At 29.1% G+C, this 23,174-nt stretch carries 18 protein-coding genes; 9 read left to right on the forward strand and 9 right to left on the reverse strand.

Annotated features, from left to right (window positions below; all coding sequences use genetic code 11):
* Positions 1 to 39 precede the first annotated feature (39 nt).
* Both HNP63_RS00520 and HNP63_RS00525 read right to left on the reverse strand, forming a co-directional pair.
* Complete coding sequence (locus tag HNP63_RS00520) at positions 40 to 1,719, reverse strand: PQQ-binding-like beta-propeller repeat protein (protein WP_183226954.1); 1,680 nt, start codon at positions 1,717 to 1,719, stop codon at positions 40 to 42.
* 35 nt (positions 1,720 to 1,754) lie between these two features.
* Entirely contained in the window at positions 1,755 to 3,386 is a 1,632-nt protein-coding gene (locus HNP63_RS00525) for an ABC-F family ATP-binding cassette domain-containing protein (RefSeq protein WP_004789502.1), read from the reverse strand.
* Positions 3,387 to 3,543: 157 nt separating this feature from the next.
* Here HNP63_RS00525 and groES point away from each other — a divergent pair, with 157 nt between their 5' ends.
* The 3 genes from groES to HNP63_RS00540 all read left to right on the forward strand — a co-directional run bounded on the left by groES (position 3,544) and on the right by HNP63_RS00540 (position 5,325).
* Positions 3,544 to 3,816, forward strand: coding sequence for a co-chaperone GroES (groES, locus tag HNP63_RS00530; protein WP_004789371.1), 273 nt, complete (start codon positions 3,544 to 3,546; stop codon positions 3,814 to 3,816).
* Between the two features lie 158 nt (positions 3,817 to 3,974).
* Entirely contained in the window at positions 3,975 to 4,652 is a 678-nt protein-coding gene (mnmC2, locus tag HNP63_RS00535) for a tRNA (5-methylaminomethyl-2-thiouridine)(34)-methyltransferase MnmC2 (RefSeq protein ID WP_004789856.1), read from the forward strand.
* Between the two features lie 73 nt (positions 4,653 to 4,725).
* Positions 4,726 to 5,325, forward strand: a complete 600-nt coding sequence (locus HNP63_RS00540; protein ID WP_183226956.1) for a hypothetical protein — start codon at positions 4,726 to 4,728, stop codon at positions 5,323 to 5,325.
* A 90-nt stretch (positions 5,326 to 5,415) separates the two neighbouring features.
* Here HNP63_RS00540 and valS read toward each other — a convergent pair whose 3' ends face one another.
* The 3 genes from valS to HNP63_RS00555 all read right to left on the reverse strand — a co-directional run bounded on the left by valS (position 5,416) and on the right by HNP63_RS00555 (position 10,021).
* On the reverse strand, positions 5,416 to 8,043 hold the full coding sequence (gene valS / locus HNP63_RS00545) for a valine--tRNA ligase (RefSeq protein WP_183226959.1): 2,628 nt from the start codon (positions 8,041 to 8,043) through the stop codon (positions 5,416 to 5,418).
* Positions 8,033 to 9,037 (reverse strand): tRNA dihydrouridine synthase, encoded by a 1,005-nt coding sequence (locus HNP63_RS00550; protein ID WP_183226961.1) that lies wholly within the window; start codon positions 9,035 to 9,037, stop codon positions 8,033 to 8,035. Before HNP63_RS00550 ends, valS begins: the two co-directional genes overlap by 11 nt.
* Before the next feature lie 195 nt (positions 9,038 to 9,232).
* Positions 9,233 to 10,021: a septal ring lytic transglycosylase RlpA family protein gene (locus HNP63_RS00555; RefSeq protein WP_014486415.1), complete on the reverse strand. Its 789-nt coding sequence runs from the start codon at positions 10,019 to 10,021 to the stop codon at positions 9,233 to 9,235.
* Between the two features lie 103 nt (positions 10,022 to 10,124).
* On the opposite strand from HNP63_RS00555, the gene HNP63_RS00560 reads away from it, so the two are divergent.
* Positions 10,125 to 11,129 (forward strand): L-threonylcarbamoyladenylate synthase, encoded by a 1,005-nt coding sequence (locus tag HNP63_RS00560; protein ID WP_015055777.1) that lies wholly within the window; start codon positions 10,125 to 10,127, stop codon positions 11,127 to 11,129.
* A 205-nt stretch (positions 11,130 to 11,334) separates the two neighbouring features.
* Here HNP63_RS00560 and plzA read toward each other — a convergent pair whose 3' ends face one another.
* Positions 11,335 to 12,120 (reverse strand): c-di-GMP-binding receptor PlzA, encoded by a 786-nt coding sequence (plzA, locus tag HNP63_RS00565; RefSeq protein WP_004789367.1) that lies wholly within the window; start codon positions 12,118 to 12,120, stop codon positions 11,335 to 11,337.
* A gap of 294 nt (positions 12,121 to 12,414) precedes the next feature.
* Between plzA and HNP63_RS00570 the strand changes: the two genes are divergently transcribed.
* The 5 genes from HNP63_RS00570 to HNP63_RS00590 all read left to right on the forward strand — a co-directional run bounded on the left by HNP63_RS00570 (position 12,415) and on the right by HNP63_RS00590 (position 20,019).
* A complete protein-coding gene (locus HNP63_RS00570; RefSeq protein ID WP_073999046.1) occupies positions 12,415 to 15,186 on the forward strand; it encodes a penicillin-binding protein 1A in 2,772 nt (923 codons plus the stop codon).
* A 6-nt stretch (positions 15,187 to 15,192) separates the two neighbouring features.
* Positions 15,193 to 15,594 carry a ParB N-terminal domain-containing protein gene (locus HNP63_RS00575; protein ID WP_004789703.1) on the forward strand — a complete coding sequence of 134 codons (402 nt, stop codon included), beginning with the start codon at positions 15,193 to 15,195 and terminating at the stop codon, positions 15,592 to 15,594.
* 22 nt (positions 15,595 to 15,616) lie between these two features.
* Positions 15,617 to 17,209, forward strand: coding sequence for a glucose-6-phosphate isomerase (locus tag HNP63_RS00580; protein WP_011601191.1), 1,593 nt, complete (start codon positions 15,617 to 15,619; stop codon positions 17,207 to 17,209).
* A gap of 72 nt (positions 17,210 to 17,281) precedes the next feature.
* Positions 17,282 to 18,673 carry an L-cystine transporter gene (locus tag HNP63_RS00585; RefSeq protein ID WP_183226962.1) on the forward strand — a complete coding sequence of 464 codons (1,392 nt, stop codon included), beginning with the start codon at positions 17,282 to 17,284 and terminating at the stop codon, positions 18,671 to 18,673.
* A 14-nt stretch (positions 18,674 to 18,687) separates the two neighbouring features.
* Positions 18,688 to 20,019: a CoA-disulfide reductase gene (locus HNP63_RS00590; protein WP_183226964.1), complete on the forward strand. Its 1,332-nt coding sequence runs from the start codon at positions 18,688 to 18,690 to the stop codon at positions 20,017 to 20,019.
* Between the two features lie 14 nt (positions 20,020 to 20,033).
* On the opposite strand, the gene HNP63_RS00595 is transcribed toward HNP63_RS00590, so the two are convergent.
* Genes HNP63_RS00595 through HNP63_RS00605 form a run of 3 tightly spaced genes read right to left on the reverse strand, consistent with a single transcriptional unit; the run spans position 20,034 to position 23,171 of the window.
* On the reverse strand, positions 20,034 to 21,377 hold the full coding sequence (locus tag HNP63_RS00595) for an ATP-dependent 6-phosphofructokinase (RefSeq protein WP_004789506.1): 1,344 nt from the start codon (positions 21,375 to 21,377) through the stop codon (positions 20,034 to 20,036).
* A gap of 30 nt (positions 21,378 to 21,407) precedes the next feature.
* Positions 21,408 to 22,379, reverse strand: a complete 972-nt coding sequence (locus tag HNP63_RS00600; RefSeq protein WP_011601188.1) for a MinD/ParA family protein — start codon at positions 22,377 to 22,379, stop codon at positions 21,408 to 21,410.
* Between the two features lie 9 nt (positions 22,380 to 22,388).
* Positions 22,389 to 23,171, reverse strand: coding sequence for a potassium channel family protein (locus tag HNP63_RS00605; protein ID WP_004789891.1), 783 nt, complete (start codon positions 23,169 to 23,171; stop codon positions 22,389 to 22,391).
* Between the last annotated feature and the right edge of the window lie 3 nt (positions 23,172 to 23,174).

Raw genomic sequence — 23,174 nt, forward strand, 5'->3', positions numbered from 1 at the left:
AATTTTAACATAATCAGATTTATATGCAAAACAACTATTTCAATCTTGAATGATTGAAATAATTTCATTAATGTGCTTGTTAATATTTCCAGAAAAATTTTGACGTCTCATAAACATTAATAATTTTAGATACTTATGCTTACAAAGTTTAAGAAGTTTGTCTGTTGAATTTAAAATTATATTTCTCAAATTCAAAATCACAGAATAAGCTATTTCTAAATTGCCTTGATAATTTAACACTATATGTTGAATGTAATTATATATAATACAATCTTGCCCATGATAACTTTCAAATTTGGTAATAGCTTGCACTATGGTAATTATATTATTAATATCTCTTTCTCTAATCGCCAAATCAATAAAACTCTTAATTGAAAATTCATTATTAACATATACAAAATATCTATAAAGCTTACCTCTTGAAACAATTCTATCAAATCCCTTTTCTGGCAAAAGCCAAACATTAAAAGCTTTTTCATATAAATTTAAATATTTTTTGGGGAAATTTCCATTTTTAATTGCAAGAGAATCCAAAATCCCTAAAAATTTATCATAAGCAGCATCACTATAACTAGAATTTAGAATCTCATCAAGCAGTAAATAATTTTTATCATAGTCTACAAAATCTTTTTCTTTTAAATCTATTCTACCTTGATTATATTTATTACCTCTAAAATGGTTCCATACACTAACATCAAGCTCTTTGTCGTATTCGTAATAATAAGTACTAAGAACCCAATCTCCCCCCCCTAAGGCAATAATACCTGAATTAGCACTAAGTCCTGACAAATCCTTAAGATTGGCATCTACGAAAGATATATCAAAATCTTCTTTAAGAGATAAAATTCCATTTGATTTGGTTGAAATTAAAAGATTTCTATTATTGTAAAGAACAGCTTTCTCAATCTCAAAGTTCATTTTTTTTTTGAATTTAAGCTTAAAATTTCTACTTAAATCAAAAAACATACCAACACTTGAAATTGCGATATATTCACCATTAAACTTTTCAAACAAAAAATTAATAGGAAAGTCTAATTTAACAGAATCAACAACTTCCCCAAAATCTCTCCCATAAGTAACAATATGGCCTGACTTATGACCAACAACTACCTCTTTTTTTGTATTTATCATCAACAAAAAAGGAAAAGCAACTAGCCTGGAAAACCATTTTTTATTACCCAAAGAATCAAACAAAAATATTTCATTATTCTCACTTGCAATGCAAAAATCACCATTATCAAAAACTACAGGGGAAGTAGCGGGTTTACCACCTGTGTTAACCTCAAACATTTTTTCCCCACTCTTTAAATCAATAGAAACGACCTTCTCATTAACAAGGGGAATTAAAATGCCAGCATTCCCTATGGCAGGAGAACCTAAAGGCGAAAAATCTAGCTTATGCTTCCAAACAAGTTTTCCTCTTTTGATCTTTTGAACTTCATTTCTAGCTGTAATAACATAATACCCATTATCAAAATCTTTTAAAAGAAAAGAATATGGAATTCTATTTAATCTATAAGAATATTTCTTCTCAAGTGACATTGTATAGGTAGTCAACCATCTATCTTTTGTTAAAACCGTAATAGTATCCCGCTTTTCATCAATAATTGGATTGCCCACAATTTTACCAGTTAATGCTTTTTGAAAATATAAATTGATACTAGAATAAAGCCTTAAAAAAGAAGCTGAAAACACAAATATGAAAAGTATACCTCTCAAAATAAAAAACCTTTTGAGCTTTTAAAAAACTGATACTAAAGCTTAAACCCAGCATTATTACCATAAAGGCTATTTCTCAGATCCCTAATCTTAGTATCATCAATATACTCAGAAAAAGTCATATATCGATCAATTATTCCGTTGGGAGTAAACTCGATAATTCTATTGGCAATAGTATCTATAAATTGATGATCATGTGATGTAAAAAGAACAACCCCTTTAAACTCTTTAAGCCCAGCATTTAAAGATGTAATTGCCTCAAGATCTAAATGATTTGTAGGCTGGTCCAGTATTAAAACATTTGCTCCGCTAAGCATAGCCTTAGCAAGCATACATCTTACTTTTTCCCCTCCTGAGAGAACATTTACTTTCTTTAAAGCTTCATCTTGGCTGAAAAGCATTCGACCTAGAAATCCTCTAATATAAGTTTCATCTTGTTCTTTTGAATACTGACGCAACCAATCAACTAAATTCAAATCTAAATCAAAATATTTTCCATTATCCTTATTAAAATATGAAAAATTAACAGTAGATCCCCATTCATAATGACCTTTATAATTTCTATCCTCATTTGTAATAATATCGAACAAAAAAGTTGCAAACATGGGATTTCCCAAAAAAACAATCTTTTGCTGGGGTTCAATAACACTGCTAAATTTATTTAAAATTAAATTTCCTTCAAATTCTTTTATCAAATTTTTAATTGTAAGAACATTTTTACCAAGTTCTCTTTCGCTTTTGAAATTAACATAAGGAAACTTCCTTGAAGAAGGCTTTAAATCTTCAACCTTTATTTTTTCAATCAATTTTTTCCTTGATGTTGCTTGCCTAGACTTAGAAGCATTACTAGAAAATCTTTGAATAAATGTCTTAAGTTCAGCAATTTTATCTTCAGATCGCTTTTTAGCATCTTTTAGTTGCTTGTTTAAAATCTGGCTTGTTTCATACCAAAAATCATAATTTCCAAGATACACTTGAATCTTTCCATAATCAATGTCAACAATATGAGTACAAACTTGATTTAAAAAATGTCTATCGTGAGATACAACAATAACTGTATTTTCAAAATTAATTAAAAACTCTTCTAACCATTTAATAGATTGTAGATCAAGGTTATTGGTAGGCTCATCAAGAAGCAATATATCAGGCTCACCAAAAAGCGCTTGAGCTAAAAGAACTCTAACCTTTAAAGCTCCTTCAATATCACCCATTAAACTATTGTGAATTGATTCATCTATCCCAAGACCTTTTAAAAGAACTGCTGCATCAGATTCAGCTTCATATCCTCCAAGATCTGAAAATTCTGCTTCAAGCTCCCCGGCTCTAATCCCATCCTCATCACTAAAATCAAGTTTATTATAAATTTCATCTTTTTCTTTTTGAACAGAATAAAGTCTTTTGTGTCCCATAATAACAGTATCGATAACCTTATATGCATCATAAGCAAATTGATCTTGCTCAAGGGCTGCTACTCTTTGATTTTTGGGAATAAATATTTCACCCTTAGTAGATTCAATCATTCCCCCTAGTACTTTTAAAAAGGTGCTTTTACCAGCCCCATTAGCACCAATTACTCCATAACAATTGCCAGAAGAAAATTTAATATTTACATCTTTGAATAAAACTCTCTCTCCAAATGCAACTTCCAAATTATTTACAGTTATCAAACCATTACCCTGCCTAAAATTGATATTCTAATAACAAAATTATCTTTAAAATTAATTTAATTTTCAAGCACTATATAAATATATTGACTCAGTTCTCAATTTTTTCGTATATTTAATATTATTAACATAAGGTTATTAACATAAGGAGATGTTTGAAATGAAAAATATTAAGCCTTTAGCTGATAGAGTTTTAATAAAAATCAAAGAAGCTGAGAGTAAAACAATCTCGGGACTTTACATACCAGAAAATGCAAAAGAAAAAACAAATATTGGAACAGTTATAGCCATTGGTTCTAACAAAGAAGAAATCACTGTAAAAGTTGGCGATACTGTACTTTATGAAAAGTATGCAGGAGCTGCTGTAAAAATCGAGAATAAAGAACATTTAATACTAAAAGCAAAAGAAATAGTTGCAATAATAGAAGAGTAAAAAGCTAAGTTTAGCTACTTAGCTTTAATCCTTATAAAATATTTTATAAGGATTATTGAAAAATAATTACAAGTTTGTCATAAAAATTTATTATTCTGATCAATCAAATTAAAAATTTCAAGCTTACAAGGTCTTGTAAGCTTGAAAAATAAAATTAAATGGAAAAATTAGTTTTTAAAGAGAACACCATATATTCAAGCAAATTCGATGACATCTATTACAACCCAAAGTATGGACTTGAAGAAAGTTTTTATACATTTATTAAAGGCTGTAATTTAGATTTAGAATTAAAAACAAAAAAAAATCTTTTAATAGCGGAGTTAGGATTTGGAACAGGATTAAACTTTATATGTCTTTTAAAATTCATAAAAGAAAACAATATAACTTCAAAGATTAATTATTATTCTATAGAAAAATTTCCACTTCAAAAAAAAACAATAATGAAAATTTCAAAGTTCTTCGTTAAAGAAACCGTTTATTTCAAATTAATGTTAAAACATTATCCTAAAATTCCAAAAAAAAATTTAAAACTAAAAATAACAGAAAATGTTAATTTAAAAATTTTAATTGGAAACGCTAACATAAAAATTAAAGAAATTCCAAAAAATGTAGAATATTGGTTTTTAGATGGATTTAATCCTAAAAAAAATCCTAAAATGTGGAATAATGAAATATTTACTTTAATTTCTGAGAAAAGCAGCCCGGGATGCAAGCTTTCAACATTTTCTTCTGCAAGAATTGTAAAAGATGGCTTAAAACTTGCCAATTTCAAATATATCCACATAGAAAAAGGATTTGGAAATAAAAGACATATGATAAAAGCTCAAAAAAATTGAAAAATCACTTTTATATAAGCTGTTAAAAAACAATTTAAACGAATATGATATACTGTAAAAAAGGGGAATTTTAATGGCAAAAAAAATATTTATTACAGCCTTAGTCTTTTTAATATTTAATAATTATATTTTTGCAAGAGACACAATCAAAGATCTATTCTTTATACAAGATATATTAATAAAAAAAGAAAAATATTCAGAAGTTCTAAATAATGCAAGCCTTGAGGGCATTATTGAAATTGAACATAACAGATCATCTATTATTAAAGATAGCGATTCAGAGGTTAAGCTTATCCTAAAAGAAAAAGGATATAGAAGAAATTTCAGCTTTTTTAATCTTTTAAATACTAGCAATATAATCAAAAGCCTAAGCTTATTTAATGACAGACCCAAAAGCATTAAAGAAAATGAAATCATATTATTAGGCACAAAAATGATTAAAGAAAATCCCAATAAACGATACGAAGACGATGATGATTTCGAATTAAAGCTAAGCGCAACTCGAAAAAATAGTCAAATTTATTTAATTCTTGATTTTGAGTTTCTCTTTAATCAAAGAAAAACATTTCCATCAATTTACATTAAAGAAGAAGATGTACCAACAATAATAAACAGCTTCATGAAATTACAAGATCCAAACTTCTTATCTCCTCAAACATTATCTAACAACTAAGAGTACAAAATGCTATTTATATTATAGATAGCATTTTGCTGAAAAGCTATCTATAACAAATTCAACTACATAATAATTTTTCAACTTTACTTACAAATTTTTTAAATTAATAATATAACTATTTATCTTATTAATTAAAGAAGAAAATTCTACAAATTTTAATTTTTCAGATTCAACAATTTCCTTAGGAGCATTCATTAAAAAATTTTCATTTTCAAGTTTTTTTGAAACAGAAATCTTAAGCATTTTATACTTTTCAAGTTGCTTTTCTAGCCTTATTAACTCTTTAGTTTTATCTATTAATGATTTAACATCTGCATAAATTTCAAAACCAACTACAGTTACACCAAGCATGCCGTCACAATTTTTATTGTAAAATATATTTTTAAAATTAATCATTCTTTTTGCAATGCTTTCATTAGCCTTAAAGTATCCCTCATATTTAAAATCAGCATCAAACTTCAAAGCAACATCAATTTCAATATTAGAAGATATGTTAAATTCACTCTTAAGTGTTCTAACAGCCACAATGAAAGTTTTAAATACTTTAAAACTTTCAAATTCTTCTTGAAAATTATTAGCAATATCAAAACTTGGATATTCATTTAAGGCTAAAATATCACCTTTTTCTGAAAATTCAGAATAAATTTTTTCTGTAACAAAAGGAATAAACGGATGTAAAATTAGCAATGCTTTTTTAAGAAAAAATAGCAACTTAGAAATAGCCATATTTTGAATATCAACATTTTCACTATTCAGATCAATTTTACTAATTTCAATATACCAATCACAAAAATCATTCCAAAAAAACTCATAAACAAATTTTGAAGCTTCATTGTATTTATAATTTGCAAAAGAAGACTCTACACCAAGAATGGTTGAATTTAAACTTGTAAGCAACCATTTGTCAATGTCGTTAAATTCCAAATCATTTAATATTTTTCTATTTTTTATATTTAAAAGAATAAATTTGGAAGCATTAAAAACTTTGTTTGCAAACTTAGCTCCAAGCATAAAATCCTTAGAATCAATGTTTAAATCTTGACCTTGAACAGACAAAAAAGATAAAGTAAAATGCAAAGAATCACTTCCATACTCATGAATAATATCAAGAGGGTCTATTCCATTACCCAAGGACTTTGACATTTTTTTACCCTGTTTGTCACGCAAAAGAGGTGTAATATAAACATCTTTAAAAGGAATTTGCCCTGTAAATTCCAATCCCGCCATTACCATTCTTGCAACCCAAAAAAATATTATATCGTAAGCTGTAATTAAGGTATTTGTTGGATAATAATTTTTAAAATCATCAGTAACATTAGGCCATCCAAGCGAAGAAAAAGGCCATAGCCAAGAAGAAAACCAAGTATCAAGAACATCTGGATCTTGAACAAACCTCTTCCCCGCATTCTTTTCATCTAAAGAAGGGTCAGTGTCGCTAACAACAAGTTCGGATGTATCAATATTGTACCAAGCCGGTATTCTATGCCCCCAAACAAGTTGTCTTGATATACACCAATCTCTAATATTTGATAACCAATATTTATATGTATTTTCCCACTTTTTAGGGTAAAATTTTAATTCGCCATTTTCTAAAGCCTTTAAAGCTTTGTCTGCCAAAGGCTTCATACTCACAAACCACTGAGTAGACAAATAAGGTTCAACAACCTCCCCTGATCGATAACAATGCCCAACCTGTTGCCTATGTTTTTTAACGCCTTGCAAAAAACCTTTTTCCATTAATTCTATCTCTATTTTAAATCTTGCATCCTTCATCTTTAATCCTTGATATTGTAAAGGAACATTTTTATTAAGTTTTCCATCCTGAGTTAAAATATTGACCTTGGGAATATTATGCCTTTTTGAAATTTCAAAATCATTAGGATCATGTGCAGGAGTAACTTTTAAAGCCCCAGTACCAAAAGCACTGTCAACATAAAAATCTGCAATAATTTTTATCTTTTTAGTTGTTAAAGGAATTGTGACCTCTTTGCCAACTAAAGACTTATATCTCTCATCATTGGGATTAACAGCAATAGCAGTATCCCCAAACATTGTCTCAGGCCTAGTTGTTGCAATCTCAATAAAAGAAGAATCATCAATAAAATACTTAACAAAATAAAGCTTGCCATCAACCTCTTTATATTCAATCTCTTCATCACTAACAACACTCCCAGATCCAGGATCAAGATTAACAAGATATTCACCCCTATAAATCAACCCTTTAGAATATAAATCCTTGAAAACCTTATTAACAGCCTTGCAAAGGCTATCATCAAGAGTAAACCTTTCTCTTGTGTGATCATAAGACGCCCCGAGTTTTTTTATCTGATTGACAATTACACCTCTATGCTTATCTTTTAATTTAAAAATTTCTTGAACAAGCTCTTCTCTTTCATAATCATTTTTACTTTTACCAATATTTTTAAGGTGTCTTTCAAAAACAGCTTGGGTTGCTATTCCTGCATGATCTGTTCCAAAAAGCCACAAAGTATTGTGTTTTTTCATTCTTTTATACCTTACAAGAATATCTTGTAAAACAAAATTAAGAGCATGCCCCATGTGTAACACACCAGTAACATTAGGAGGAGGCGCAACCATACTAAATTTTTCAAATAAAGAATTATCTGGTAAAAAAACATTATTTTTAAGCCACTTATTATAAATTTCATCTTCAAATGCCTTAGGATCATATTTTTCAAGAGGTCTACAATTCATTGTTTTCAAAATCTCCTACCGTATCAATAACGTTTAAATTTTCAAAAAGCTCTTCATAAGTTTTTGAATTTATAAGATTTGAGAAATATTTACTCTGTCTTTCTTTCTCAGTAAAATATATCTTAAAATATTTTTTAAGTTTATTAAAATCTTTTCCAAATCCCCAAGTAGCATGAAAATCCTTTATATGGAATTTTAATATATTTAGTCTAAAATTTAAATTATTATCTAAAAAGTGTTTTGAAGAGAATTTAAATAAATTTAAATTCTTAAAAATTCCACGACCAAACATAATCCCATCAATTAAATATTTATCAACATAATATCTAGCATCCTTGAGACTCAAAACATCCCCATTGCCAATAATCAGCGTAGAAGGACTAATATTATTTCGCAACTTAACAAGTTCATAAAAAATATCAAAATCAACAGGACCTTTGCTCTGATTAACAGCAAGTCTTGGATAAACCGTTAACATATTAATTCCAAAGCCTAACAAAAACCCTAGCCAATTATCAATTTCTGGATATGAAAATCCATGTCTGGTCTTAACACTAAGGGGTAAATTAAATTTCGCACAAGCTTCTTTGCTTGCAAGAATTATTTCTTTAGCCAAAGATTTATTATTAATTAAAGCTGAACAAACCCCTTTTTTAATTATTTTATTCTTAGGACAGCCCATATTAATATCAATTCCCCAAAACCCCATGCTCCCTAATATTTCTATTGCTTTATAAAATTGCTCAGGAACATTTCCCCAAATTTGAGCAATTAAAGGTCGATTAAGTTCATTAGGTTTTAAAAAAATATGTTGAATAGATTGTTTTGATCCATTTAAAATTTCCTTTACAGAAATAAATTCAGTAAAATAAATATGGGGTTCTCCTTCTTTAGATCCTATTAAATGAATTAAATTCCTAAAAACAGAATCTGTAACGTCCTCCATTGGAGCTAAAATCATAATTGGAAGAGGAATATCAAATAAAAACTTCATAAAATGACTACATAATAATAAAGTACAACTTTAAACAAAGCAAAACTTTTATTTATGTTTAATAGACTTGGATTTTTAAAAATAACATTGTAATATTTAAAATAAAAAAACGCTACAAAAGAATTGGCAATAAATGACATAATCATAAAATTTTAAAATAATAAACAATTTTGATAAAAAAATAATTTTAAAAAATCAATCCATAACAAGACTCTCACCTGGAACCTTGGTTTTTCTTACTAAAGTATCTTTATATCCAGCAGATTTAATCAGCTCTATATTTTTTTGAACATTATCAGCATTAGTAGGAATAAAAACAGTATAAAACGGTCCATGAGAATTTACTACAACAAAAAGACCCGCTTTTTTTAATATTTTATAAGCCCTATCAGCATAATCTTTTTTTCTATAAGATCCAACCTGTATGTAAAAATCTGCTTCTTTGTCGACAGAAGTTGATAAATCTGCTAATAAATTTGAAGATTTATTTTCAACAGAAAAATTATCCTCTAATTGATTAGTTTTCTTTTCTTTTTCAATCTCAAAAGTATTAAATGCTTTTTTAAAGTCACTCGATTTTGATACAGAAGGTCTTTTTTCATTCACGCTTTCAATTACTTCAATTTTTACAGGAGCAACTCCTATTCCTAAAAAATCAAGCTTCTCAGCGGCATGTTTTGATAAATCAATTATTCTATCCTTCCTAAAAGGCCCTCTATCATTAATTCTTACAACAACTGATCTATTATTTAAAAGATTTGTAACCCTTACAGCAGTATTAAAAGGCAATTCTTTGTGAGCAGCAGTAAGAGCCATCATATCAAATTTTTCACCATTAGCAGTAGTTTTGCCATGAAAAGCTTCACCATACCATGAAGCAAGGCCTACTGTAGTAGAACTTACATGAGAAGCAATAAAAAAAAATACAAAGAGAAAAACAAACTTTCTATTATCTCTTACGATGGCATCAATTAAATTTCTCATAAATTTATTATAATATAAAAACATATTTCAATAAACAATTAAGCTCATAAATTGCTTATTTGTATTTTTTTTGATTTAATTATAAAAAGAAAAAAGTCTAAAAATGATATTAACAGAAATAATTCACAGCAATCAAATACAAAAAGCAGCAAAACTTATCAAAATGGGAGAGCTTGTTGTATTTCCAACAGAAACAGTTTACGGAATTGGCGCAAATGCTTACAATGAAGATGCTGTAAAAATGATTTTTTTAGTAAAAAAAAGACCTATTGAAAATCCTTTAATAGTACACGTTGACACAGTAAAAAAAATAAAAGAATTATCGGAATATATTCCTAAGAGTGCTCTAATACTAATCAAAAGGTTTAGTCCAGGCCCTTTAACTTATGTTTTTAAAAAATCCATAAAAATATCCAGATTTGTAAGTGGCAATCTAGACACAGTGGCAATAAGAATTCCTGCAAATAAAATAGCTTTAAACTTAATCAAAACATCTAAAGTCCCCATAGTAGCGCCATCTGCAAATATATCAAAAAGGCCAAGCTCAACAAGCTTCGAAATGGCCTTAAAAGAATTAAATGGGCTTGTAAAGGGAATAATAAAAACAGAAAAAACCAAAGACTTTAATATTGGAATCGAGTCAACTGTAATTGGATTTGACCTAAAAGATAACGTATTAATATTAAGACCAGGCGCAATAACAAAAAAAATGATAGAAAAAGAGCTTCAAGGAAAATATACAGTAAATTATGCAGAAACAAAAATAGAGTTAGAAAAATCACCTGGGAATATAATAGAGCATTACAAACCAAAAATTCCTGTCTATTTATTTAAAAGTCAAGACAATATAAGAAGATATTTAAACAAAGACACAAAAATACTTATTACAAAACCTACTCTAAAATCTTATTTATTTAATTTTTTGTGGGATAAAAAAAATATTAAAGTATTTAATACTCTTGAAGAATATGCACAAAATCTTTACAAAGAGCTAGTTAATTCTGAGAAAGACTACAAACAAATCCTTAGTGAATTCGTAAAAGATGAAGAACTTGGATACTCAATAAACAATAGAATCAGAAAAGCCAGTTCAAATAGATTCATTTAATTAAAAATAAAAATACTGATAAATTCTTGTTTTAAAAATTTAAAAAGCATAAACATAAATACTTATTGGTAAAGCAAATATCTAAAACCATAAAACACACCCTGCTTCTCTTCACTCTCAACAAAGCCCACCAAATACAATTAAAAAAACCTTAAATCAAGCATTACAAGTGAATCTTCACATAAGAAGAATTTTAATCTTTTGATTAATTGAAATAATCATGAATTAACATAGTATACTCAAGCGGTATTTTGTCCTCATCAAAAGCAATACCAAGCGCAAAAACCTTTCCATTGGGCGTCTGAATAACGCTTAAACTTTTTGACTTACCCTCAATAAAAATCTCTTTATCCATAAATTCAAAACTAAAAATTAAATCAATTGTATCTTCATTGACATCCCCATAATCAAAAGAAGAAATTACTAAAGCACCCCCATAAGATAAATCTTTTATTAAGCATTTATGTTTTGACCCATTAAACTTAATAAAAGCTTTATCAGAATCAATTTTTAGTTTTCTAATAGAATCTTTATCAACAATAATCCTTTCATGAATTCTCTGATTTTGTCCAAGTTTTAAATCAAGAAGCTTTCCCACTTTAATAGCAATCTCTTCTGGCATAGGAGATAAAAATTCCAATGTTAATAAATTGTATTCTTTATTTTGAGAAGAATAAGCAGAAGCACTCAACAACTTTACAGACAAAAAGGGAAAAAAAGCTGCACTATTCTTAGAATCCGAATTTTTCTTAAGTTGAATAGAGCCTAAATTTTTATTTTTAGCCAAAGCGGGCAATACAGTATCTTCTTGAAAAATAAGTTTAAGAGAATCCATAGAAATAGAATAAATTACTCCAAGCACAGAATAAGCGCCCATCCTCATCTCAATAGTATTGCGAAGATTTAAAAAACTATTTATCTCTGTACTCATTTTAATTTCTTTGCCCCTATACTTAGCTCCATAATCTCTTATTTTTCTAGATAAAAGCATAAACCTCTCCTTTCTCCTTTTTTGGAATATAAAAAATACTAAACAATGCTTAAAATTGTTTTAAACCAATAAAGTTTAAACCAATCAAGTTGTAAACAAGATTAACCAACAATCAATAAATCTACTCTAAAAATCAAAGACATACCAACACAACCCCCACAACATCTGTTTAATTAACAAAACTTAAAAATGCTGCTTACATAGTGTAAAATTATAACAATAATTTTACACTATAACAATCAACTTATAACATTATTAATTCTTATACACTTATAGTATACTTTAGTAAAAAGTATGAAATTAAATAACCTTAATTTGAAAAAAATAAATAAGCATAAGTTACTTATTTATTTAACATATTTCACAGTTAGCTTTTCTATTATCACACTGTCATTAGCAATATCTAAGACTATAAACATACAAAAAGATAAAAATTTTGGATATATAAACCCAGCAGTTCCCTCAAGACTTTTAGATATTAATGGAAAACTAATAACTCAATTTATATCTGATGAAAATAGAGAATTAATGCCCTTGAGAAAAATGCCTGATAATTTAATTAATACACTTTTAATACGAGAAGATATTGGTTTTTTTTCTCATCGAGGTTTTTCCTTGATAGGAATATTTAGAGCTGCATTTAATATTGTTCTTGGCAGATATTTTTCAGGTGGCAGCACATTGACCCAACAACTTGCAAAGCTTCTCTACACGAATCAAGCAAGAAGATCAATTTTGAGGAAATTAAATGAAATATGGTGGGCAATCCAACTTGAAAAAAAACTCTCAAAATACGAAATATTAGAGAAATACCTTAATAAAGTTTATTTTGGAAACGGCAACTATGGAATAGTTGCCGCATCAAAATTCTTTTTTGGCAAAAGCGTGAATAAAATCAATACAGCAGAGTCCGTGATGATGATAATCCAACTTCCAAATGCAAAACTTTATTCACCTCTTTACAATCCAGAATTCTCAAAAAAAATACAACGCGCAGTTTTAAACCAAGTTGTATCAAATGGAATAGTAAAAGCCGAAATTGCTGAAAAAGAATTTAATGAATATTGGCAAAATTATGATTGGACTAGAATGGCTGATACATCTGCAATTTCAAACAAAAAAGACCAGGCTCCTTATTTTTCTGAATACATAAGGCAAAAAATACTAAAATATTTACCAGATGGTGCAAACATATATAAAGATGGATACTCAATATATTCAACTCTTGACCTTGAAGCACAAAAATATGCAGATAAAGTTACAAACGATATGATTAATAAAGCAAGAACAATGCATAATTTAAACAGATCATCCGAAACAATAATTATTAATTCAGAAATTGTCCCTGTAGTAGATGCAATATCAGATTTATTAGGAATTAAAAATTTAAGAATAAATGGAAGACAATATAAAAAACTTAGAAAAAGAAAATTTTACGAAGACAATATTGATCTAATTGCAAGCTTTGGAGCTATACTTGGAATTGATAAAATAGATAAAGCAACAAAAGAATATATTATTAAAAACAAATTAACACCAAAGCTAGTTGCACAGCCTGAAGGAGCAATGATAGCAATAGACACAACAAGCGGAGCAATAAGAGCCATGGTTGGGGGAAGCGGACATGCTAAAGACAATGAATTTAATCGAGCCACACAAGCAAAAGTTCAGCCTGGAAGTGCATTTAAAACATTATATTTTGCAGCAGCAATTGATCTAAAAAAAATAACAGCTGCCACAATGTTTTCAGACTCTCCAGTAGCATTTCTAAATAAAGACGGAGAAGTTTATGCTCCAGGAAATTATGGCGGAAAATGGCGAGGCAACGTTTTAACACGCCAAGCATTGGCCTTGTCTTTAAATATTCCAGCATTAAGAATATTAGACAAACTAGGTTTTGACTCTGCAATTAGCTACTCCTCAAAACTATTAGGGATAACAGATCCAAAAGAAATAGAAAAAACATTTCCAAAAGTTTATCCACTGGCACTCGGTGTAATATCGGTTTCTCCAATACAAATGGCAAGAGCCTTTGCAATTTTGGGAAATAGTGGTAACGAAATCGAACCTTATGGAATAAGATACATTGAAGATAGAACCGGAAGAATAATAGTAAATGAAGAAGCAAGTATATTGGCTAAAATAAAAAACAAAGGACATCAAAATCAAATAGTGTCTCCTCAAGCTGCCTATATCATCACAGATATGATGAAATCAACAATTCAATACGGAACCTTAGCAAATCAAAAATATACAAATCTTAAAAATTTTAAATCTGACATTGCTGGAAAATCAGGAACAACACAAAATTGGGCAGACGGATGGGCAATAGGATACTCTCCTTATATAACAACAGCATTTTGGGTTGGATTTGACAAAAAAGGATATTCACTAGGAACATCTGGAACAGGAACAGGATTAGCAGGCCCTAGTTGGGGAGAATTCATGGCAGAATATCACAAAAACTTACCTAAAAAAGTTTTTGAAAAACCTGCAGGAATAATTAGCATCCCTGTACAAGCAGAAACAGGACTATTGCCAGAAGAAATTGCTGATGAGAAAATAATAAATGAACTATTTATTTCTGGCACCCAGCCAATTGAAAAATCAAAATACTATGGCAATAAACTAGAATTTAAAAATACAATAGAATTTAACATATACGGAATTGATGAGATTAATAATAACGATGAAATAAATTTTGACACTCCTGAATTTGAATATATTGATAATAATCTTGAAAGCCTAAACAATAATAATAATGTTCTTGAGAACATTGACAATAATGAAAATAAAAACGAAGATGAAATAGAAATGAACATTCAAGAACCCTTAAATAAAATAGAAAATGAGAATTCACAACAAGATCTAATAAATAACAACAACGATGAAGAAATGCTTATTAAAAACACTAAAGAAATTAAAGACGGAGTCATTGTTAATAAAACAAACACAACAGAAGTGCAAAGCATAAAAGAATTAAATTCAAACAACAATGAAAATGAAAATGAAAATGAGAAAATTAATAATAAAGACGTCAACGGAGAAGATATCCAATTGGATTAAAACAATATGTTAATAGATATCGATCAAATAAAAATAAAAAAAAGAATTAGAAAAAATATAGGAGACATTGAAACCCTTAAAAACAGCATTATAAAACATGGATTAATTTATCCAATAATAATAGATAAAAATAAAAATTTGATAGCAGGATTTAGAAGATATCAAGCCTTAAAAGAAATAGGCTATAAAGAAGCTGAGGTAAAGGTAATCTCAATTGAAAACAAAAAAACTTTACTTGAAATTGAACTTGATGAGAATAATGTTAGAAAATCATTTACAAAAAGTGAAGCAAACGAAGGTGAAGCCTACTTAAAAATTTATTCTGAAAGTAATATAATAATGAGATTCTTTAAATTTATTATATTAAAAATTAAAAACATGTGGAAAAGAAAAAATAGAAAAATTTAAACCGTAATAAAGGGGTGTGTTTATGATAAATTACAAAAATCTTAATGAACTTGAAAATTTCAAAATCCTTGAAAGAATTGACCCAGAGGTGCTAAAAACTGTATTAACTGGAAAAAGAATAAAAGAGTACGACATTACGATAGAAGGAGATAGTGTGCATTATAATTACGCTTCAAAGCAAATTAATGAAAACCACCTTAAAATTTTTCAAAATTTAAGCGATGAAGCAAATTTAATAGAAAAATATAAAGAAATACTTAATGGGGAAAGGGTCAATATTAGTGAAAATAGAAAAGTCCTACACCATCTTACAAGAGGGCAAATTGGTAAGGACGTAATAGAAGACAATAAAGAAAATATGCGGGAGTTTTTCCAATCAGAACTTGAAAAAATATATAATTTTGCAAAGCAAATCCATTCTGGGAATATTAAAAGCGCAAATGGTAAAAAATTTAAAAATGTAGTTCAAATAGGAATTGGTGGATCTAGTCTAGGACCAAAAGCTCTTTACAGTTCAATAAAAAATTATGCAAAAAAACATAACCTAGCCTTAATGAATGGTTATTTTATTTCAAACATCGACCCAGACGAATCGGCAGAGGTGCTAAATAGCATTAATATTGATGAAACGCTTTTTATTATTGTCTCAAAAAGTGGAAATACATTAGAAACCAAAGCTAATATGCAATTCTTAATAAACAAATTGAAATCAAACGGCATCAAAGAATATAAAAAACAAATGGTCATTATAACATTAAAAAACAGCATGTTAGCGCTAGAGGAAAAAGGATATCTTGAATATTTCTTTATGCATGATTCAATAGGTGGAAGATTTTCTCCAACATCAGCAGTTGGACTTGTGCTACTTGCTCTTTGCTTCACAGAAAAAATTGTAAAAGAAATTTTAAAAGGAGCCAATAAAGCGGACAAAAAATCATTAAATAAAAACGTAAAAGACAATGCGCCTCTCTTAGCAGCACTAATTAGTATATACGAAAGAAATGTTCTCAACTACAGTAGCAACTGTATAATTGCTTATTCTAAGGCAATGGAGAATTTTTATCTTCACTTACAACAACTTGAAATGGAAAGCAATGGAAAAAGTGTAAACAGATTTAACGAAACAATAAACTATAAAACTGTAAGAATAATTTGGGGAGGCATTGGAACGGATGTTCAACACTCATTCTTTCAAATGCTTCATCAAGGAACAGATATAGTTCCAATGGATTTCATAGGTTTTAATGAAACACAACTTAAAGAAGATGTAATCTCTGATAATAGCTCAAGCAATGACAAATTAAAAGCAAATTTAATAGCCCAAATAATAGCATTCTCAAAAGGCAAAGAAAATAGTAACAAAAATAAAAATTTTAAAGGCGAGAGACCATCTGCACTAATATATTCAAAAGAATTAACACCTTATGCAATAGGATCAATACTCTCCCATTATGAGAATAAAGTAATGTTTGAGGGATTTTTATTAAATATAAACTCATTCGACCAAGAAGGGGTTCAGCTGGGAAAAACACTTGCAAATCAAATTTTAAAAAATGACACCTTTGAAGATGAAGCAATAGAATCTTATTCCAAAAAAATATTAAAACAAGATTAATTAATTAATTAATTTTAAATATATAACCTTAAGTTTAAAAAAGAATGCACTAAGCTTATACAAGAGGTAAAAATGGATAAGATAAGTATATTATATACATTGATCAATATTACAACTATGCTTATTCTAATAAGCATAGTTTATTTTTGTAAAAGAAAAAATATTTCTTTTACAAAAAGAGTGTTTATAGCGTTAGGGCTAGGAATAGCATTTGGAATGACTATCCAATATTTTTATGGCACAAATTCATCTATAACAAACGAAACTATCAATTGGATAAATATTTTAGGCGATGGATACGTAAGACTTCTTAAAATGATTATAACCCCTTTAATAATAACATCAATAATCTCTGCAATAATAAAATTAACCAACAGTAAAGATGCTGGAAAAATGAGCCTATTTGTAATATTAACACTAGTATTTACAGCAGGCATTGCTGCTATAATTGGCATTTCCACTGCTTTAATGTTAGGATTAACAGCAGAAGGACTGCAAGCGGGAGTAAGCGAAATTTTACAAGGTGAAAAATTACAAAAAGGCCTTGAAATATTACAGCAAACACCAATCACAAAAAAAATCACAGAACTTATTCCACAAAATATATTTGAAGATTTGGCAGGACTTAGAAAAAACTCAACAATCGGAGTTGTAATACTCTCAGCTATCACAGGAATAGCCGCCCTTAAAACATCTATCAAAAAGCCAGAATCAATAGAATTTTTTAAAAAAATAATATTAACGCTTCAAGACACAATATTGGGAATAGTAACTTTAATTTTAAAACTAACGCCTTATGCTATATTAGCTTTAATAACAAAAATTACAGCAACCAGTGAAATTAAAAGCATAATAAAGCTTGGAGAATTTATAATTGCTTCCTACATTGCCATAGGTCTTACATTTCTTATGCATATGACATTAATTGCAATAAATAAATTAAACCCAATTACTTTTATAAAAAAAATATCTCCAGCACTAACATTTGCATTTATATCTAGATCTAGTGCTGCAACTATACCTATTAATATAGAAATTCAAACTAAAAACCTAGGGGTAAGCGAAGGAATAGCAAATTTATCAAGCTCCTTTGGAACATCAATTGGGCAAAATGGTTGTGCAGCACTGCACCCCTCTATGCTTGCAATAATGCTAGCGCCAACTCAAGGAATAAACCCTACAGATCCTTTATTTATACTAACACTTCTTGGATTAATAATAATAACTTCGTTTGGAGCTGCCGGTGCTGGCGGAGGCGCAACAACAGCTTCATTAATGGTACTCTCAGCAATGAACTTTCCAGTAGGATTGGTCGGACTTGTAATATCTGTTGAACCTTTAATTGACATGGGAAGAACAGCTGTTAATGTGAGCGGCTCAATGATTGCTGGTGTTATATCTGCAAAACAACTTAAACAACTTGACTATAATATATACAATAAAGAAGAACTCATAACTAAGTAAATGGAAAAACAATCATGAAAATAATAATTATTGGAGGCACATCAGCAGGAACTAGTGCCGCAGCTAAAGCAAAACGCTTAAATAAAAGCCTAGACATTACTATCTATGAAAAAACAAATATTGTATCTTTTGGAACTTGTGGGCTGCCTTACTTTATAGGAGGATTTTTTGACAATCCAAATACAATGATCTCAAGAACACAAGAAGAATTCGAAAAAACTGGGATCTCTGCTAAAACTAACCACGAAGTTATCAAAGTAGATACAAAAAGCAATACAATTGTAATAAAAAATCAAAAAACAGGAAGCATTTTTAATAATAACTACGATAAACTCATGATAGCAACTGGCGCAAAACCTATTATTCCAGCAATCGACAATATCAATCTAAAAAATTTTTATACGCTGAGAAATTTAGAAGACGGTCAAAATCTAAAAAATTTAATGGATAAAGAAGAGATTAAAAATATAGTGATAATTGGAGCTGGGTACATTGGAATTGAAATGATAGAAGCAGCAAAAAATAAAAGAAAAAATGTAAGATTAATTCAACTAGATAAACACATCCTCACAGATTCTTTTGACGAAGAAATAGTTAAAATAATGGAAGAAGAACTAATAGAAAAAGGAGTTGAACTTCATACAAGTGAGTTTGTAAAAAGCTTAATAGGAGAAAAACGGGTAGAAGGAGTAGTAACAAACAAAAACACTTATCAGGCTGACGTTGTCATACTTGCTACTGGAATAAAACCTGATACTGAATTTTTGGAAAATCAGCTTAAAACTACTACAAATGGAGCAATAATTGTAAATGAGTATGGCGAAACTAGCATAAAAAATATTTTTTCTGCAGGAGATTGTGCAACTATTTATAATATAGTAAGCAAAAAAAATGAATACATACCACTTGCAACAACAGCCAACAAACTTGGAAGAGTAGTCGGTGAAAATTTAGCTGGGAATCATGTTCCATTTAAAGGGACATTGGGCTCAGCTTCAATTAAGATACTATCCTTAGAAGCTGCAAGAACAGGACTTACGGAAAAAGACGCAAAAAAGCTTCAAATAAACTACAAAACGATTTTTGTAAAGGATAAAAATCATACAAATTATTATCCGGGGCAAGAAGATCTTTATGTTAAATTAATTTACGAGGAGAATACCAAAATAATCCTTGGAGCACAAGCAATAGGAAAAAATGGAGCCGTAATAAGAATCCATGCTTTATCAATTGCAATCTATTCAAAACTTACAACAAAAGAATTAGGAATGATGGACTTCTCATATTCTCCACCATTCTCAAGAACCTGGGATATATTAAATATTGCTGGAAATGCTGCCAAATAAAAAGAATTTATAATTTAATTCTTCATGCTAATCGGTTGCCCTGTGCTTGAAAGAACATCTCTCCAAAAAGAACCATTTGGATTAACCTTATTTCTATCAATTACCGCCATCTTAATTGGTATGTGCACGAATTTTGTACTCCACAGGCTAATCAACATTTTTGTCTTACCAGACATTGCGGCGTGTACAGCATTTGACCCAAGTCTAGCACAATAAAGCGAATCACTAGCATTAGCAGGTGAACTTCTAATAATATAGCTAGGATCAATGTATTTAAGGGTAAACTGGATATTTTTTGCTTTAAAATATTCTGTAATTTTATCTTTAATATAAAGCCCAATATCCTCATAAAGCAAATTCCCAGAATCGTCTTTCTTGCGAGGAAAATGATCAAAATATTTTTGACCTGCTCCTTCTGCTATTAATATTACTGCATGAGGAATTTCTTCTAAGCTTTCTTTCTCTAAAAGCCGTCTTTCAAGATGAACAAGAAATCCATTAGGACCTTCTATGTCAAAATCAAGCTCTGGAATTAAACAAAAATTAACATCATTAGAAGAAAGTGCAGTATGAGCAGCAATAAAGCCAGAATCCCGTCCCATAACCTTAACAAGTCCAATCCCATTATAAGCACTATTAGCTTCAAAATGAGCGCCAGCAACAGCTGCAACCGCTTGTTCTACAGCGGTCTCAAATCCAAAAGATTTTTGAACAAACATAAAATCATTGTCTACCGTTTTAGGAATGCCTACAACTGCTATTTTCAAATTTCTTTTTTCTATCTCCTCAGCAATAAGAAGAGATCCCTTTTGAGTACCATCTCCGCCAATGTTAAAAATCATATTAATGTTCATTCTCTCTAAAGTATCAACTATTTCCACAGGTTTAATACCACCCCTTGAAGAGCCAAGAATAGTACCTCCAAATTTATTAATATCATCCACAACATCTGGATTAAGATTAATAAAAGGTGAATTTGATTCCGGAAGAAGACCTTGATATCCAAATTTTACCCCATAAATATTGCGAACCCCATAAATTTTCCATAAAGTTCGCACAATAGAACGAATAACATCATTAAAACCAGGACAAAGTCCACCACAAGTAGTAATAGCAGCTTTAACATGTCTGGGCACAAAATAAATTTTTTCTCTAGGTCCAGCTTTTTCTAAAAGAACATCTTCATACTTATCTCCCTCATCTTCATTTCTATATACACTAAACTTAATTTTATTTTTCTCATTAACAAAATGCGACGAGCCTTCGCTAGCATAAAAATCAATCAAAGGATTGTTTTGCTTGCATTCTCCCAAACTATCTATTTTAAAATCTAAATTTTCATTTTTAATTCTATACACCAAATACTCCTTTATAGTATTATAGCCCAATTACTTTCTAATAAATTGACTTTGATCTTTAATCATATCATATATATCGTCGTAAATATAAGGAGAGCCTTCAACAGGAGATTTAATTAAATTGCCAGCTATAAATTCAAAATATTTATTCAGCTTTGAATTCTTCTCAAAATCAATAAATGGCACTCTATTATTAATAGCCTCTCTAAAACTTTTTGCAAAAGGTACAAAGCCTATAAACTCTATTGGTATATTAATATTATTTTTAACAACATTAATCAAATTTTCACACATGGCAATTTCTTCACTAGTTTCTATTCTATTTAATACCACTCTAGGATAAAAATTATTCATCATCTTCTTAACTTTCAAAGAAGAACTCAAAGAAATAAGTTCAATACCAACAACCAAATCTTTAAATCCAAGCTTTGTCCCTTCAATCTTATCTTTGAAAAAATTACCAATATAATCGCGCTCAGGGCTTTTTTGAGGAAAGCTTAAATACAAAAGGCGATAAAGAGCATTCTTTAAAAAAGAATAGGCATTAAGTATGGAGGGGGTCTCTGGCACTGTAACAATTACACCACTATAAGATGCCAAATAAAAATCTATTGTATTATAAGAAGTTCCAGATCCTAAATCTAAAAAAATAAAATCAGCAATAAGATCATTTTGAATGGATTCTATAATCTTTTTCTTAACAGAAAAAGGAAGATTAGCTGTTCCTGTATAAAGAGCATCACCTGGAATAAGGTAAAGTTTATCATAAGATGTTTTACATACTAAATCTGAAAAATTTTTATCTTTTTTATTAATAAAAGAACCAATACCCACACCCTTATTTTTAACACCCAAACAAGTATGTAGATTAGAACCCCCAAGATCAAGATCAACAAGTATTACAGTTTTACCTAAGCTAGAAAGCTTATAACCAATATTTGCAACAAAAGATGTTTTTCCAACACCACCTTTACCACTTGCTACAGGAATAATTTTAGTCATTCTTAAATCCTAATTATCCTTACGATCTTTTTGAAAAATTTTCATAAAATTAAAAATCCCTACAAATCTCGACTTCTTTTCAGTATCTTTATTTAATTTTTCATCCTCCTTAGAAACCGAAATTAAATCTTTAATTAAATCTTTATTGTTTGTGAAATTTTCAATACTATCGGGTTTCCCACAAATTACAATTTTATCATCTTTTAAAAAAAAATAATCGCCATCAACAAATTCATATCTAGAATTACTTAAATTCCTAACAGCAATAACTGTAATCCCACATTCCCTTCTAAGATCAGCTTCAAAAAGGGTTTTCCCAACATATTCTTTAGGAATAACAGTTTCAGCAACAATAATATCATACCCAATAATATTATAAGTTGAAAGATTAGGAGATACTAATAATGGAGTTAATCTTCTAGCAGCATCTTTACTTGGAAATATAATTTTTGTTGCACCAAGAGTTTTTAATATTTCAGCATCATCCCTATTTTCTGTCTTAACACATATTTCCTTTAAACCTAAAAGATTACAATAATGGGTTACAAGAGCACTTTTGCCAAGATCATCATCAAAGTCAATCACAACAGCGTCTGTATCTACAGGAATTATTCTTTTTAAAGCATTTTTAGTAAATTGTTCAACAACAAAGCTTTCTGTAGATATCACATCATATTCTTCAATAAGCTCTTTAGATGTATCTATGATAATAATTTGACAATCAAGTCTACTTAAATCTTCAAGCAAGTGAATTCCCAAATTACTAAGTCCAATAATAACAAATGTTTTCATATT

Source organism: Borreliella afzelii, assembly GCF_014202295.1.
Classification (GTDB): domain Bacteria; phylum Spirochaetota; class Spirochaetia; order Borreliales; family Borreliaceae; genus Borreliella; species Borreliella afzelii.

Bases quoted from the DNA above. Each gene is read 5' to 3' on its own strand.
- groES (WP_004789371.1), top strand. From the start codon at position 3,544: ATGAAAAATATTAAGCCTTTAGCTGATAGAGTTTTAATAAAAATCAAA.
- mnmC2 (WP_004789856.1), top strand. From the start codon at position 3,975: ATGGAAAAATTAGTTTTTAAAGAGAACACCATATATTCAAGCAAATTC.
- HNP63_RS00540 (WP_183226956.1), top strand. From the start codon at position 4,726: ATGGCAAAAAAAATATTTATTACAGCCTTAGTCTTTTTAATATTTAAT.
- valS (WP_183226959.1), bottom strand. From the start codon at position 8,043: ATGAATTGTAGACCTCTTGAAAAATATGATCCTAAGGCATTTGAAGAT.
- HNP63_RS00550 (WP_183226961.1), bottom strand. From the start codon at position 9,037: ATGAAGTTTTTATTTGATATTCCTCTTCCAATTATGATTTTAGCTCCA.
- HNP63_RS00555 (WP_014486415.1), bottom strand. From the start codon at position 10,021: ATGAGAAATTTAATTGATGCCATCGTAAGAGATAATAGAAAGTTTGTT.
- HNP63_RS00560 (WP_015055777.1), top strand. From the start codon at position 10,125: ATGATATTAACAGAAATAATTCACAGCAATCAAATACAAAAAGCAGCA.
- plzA (WP_004789367.1), bottom strand. From the start codon at position 12,120: ATGCTTTTATCTAGAAAAATAAGAGATTATGGAGCTAAGTATAGGGGC.
- HNP63_RS00570 (WP_073999046.1), top strand. From the start codon at position 12,415: ATGAAATTAAATAACCTTAATTTGAAAAAAATAAATAAGCATAAGTTA.
- HNP63_RS00575 (WP_004789703.1), top strand. From the start codon at position 15,193: ATGTTAATAGATATCGATCAAATAAAAATAAAAAAAAGAATTAGAAAA.
- HNP63_RS00580 (WP_011601191.1), top strand. From the start codon at position 15,617: ATGATAAATTACAAAAATCTTAATGAACTTGAAAATTTCAAAATCCTT.
- HNP63_RS00585 (WP_183226962.1), top strand. From the start codon at position 17,282: ATGGATAAGATAAGTATATTATATACATTGATCAATATTACAACTATG.
- HNP63_RS00590 (WP_183226964.1), top strand. From the start codon at position 18,688: ATGAAAATAATAATTATTGGAGGCACATCAGCAGGAACTAGTGCCGCA.
- HNP63_RS00600 (WP_011601188.1), bottom strand. From the start codon at position 22,379: ATGACTAAAATTATTCCTGTAGCAAGTGGTAAAGGTGGTGTTGGAAAA.
- HNP63_RS00605 (WP_004789891.1), bottom strand. From the start codon at position 23,171: ATGAAAACATTTGTTATTATTGGACTTAGTAATTTGGGAATTCACTTG.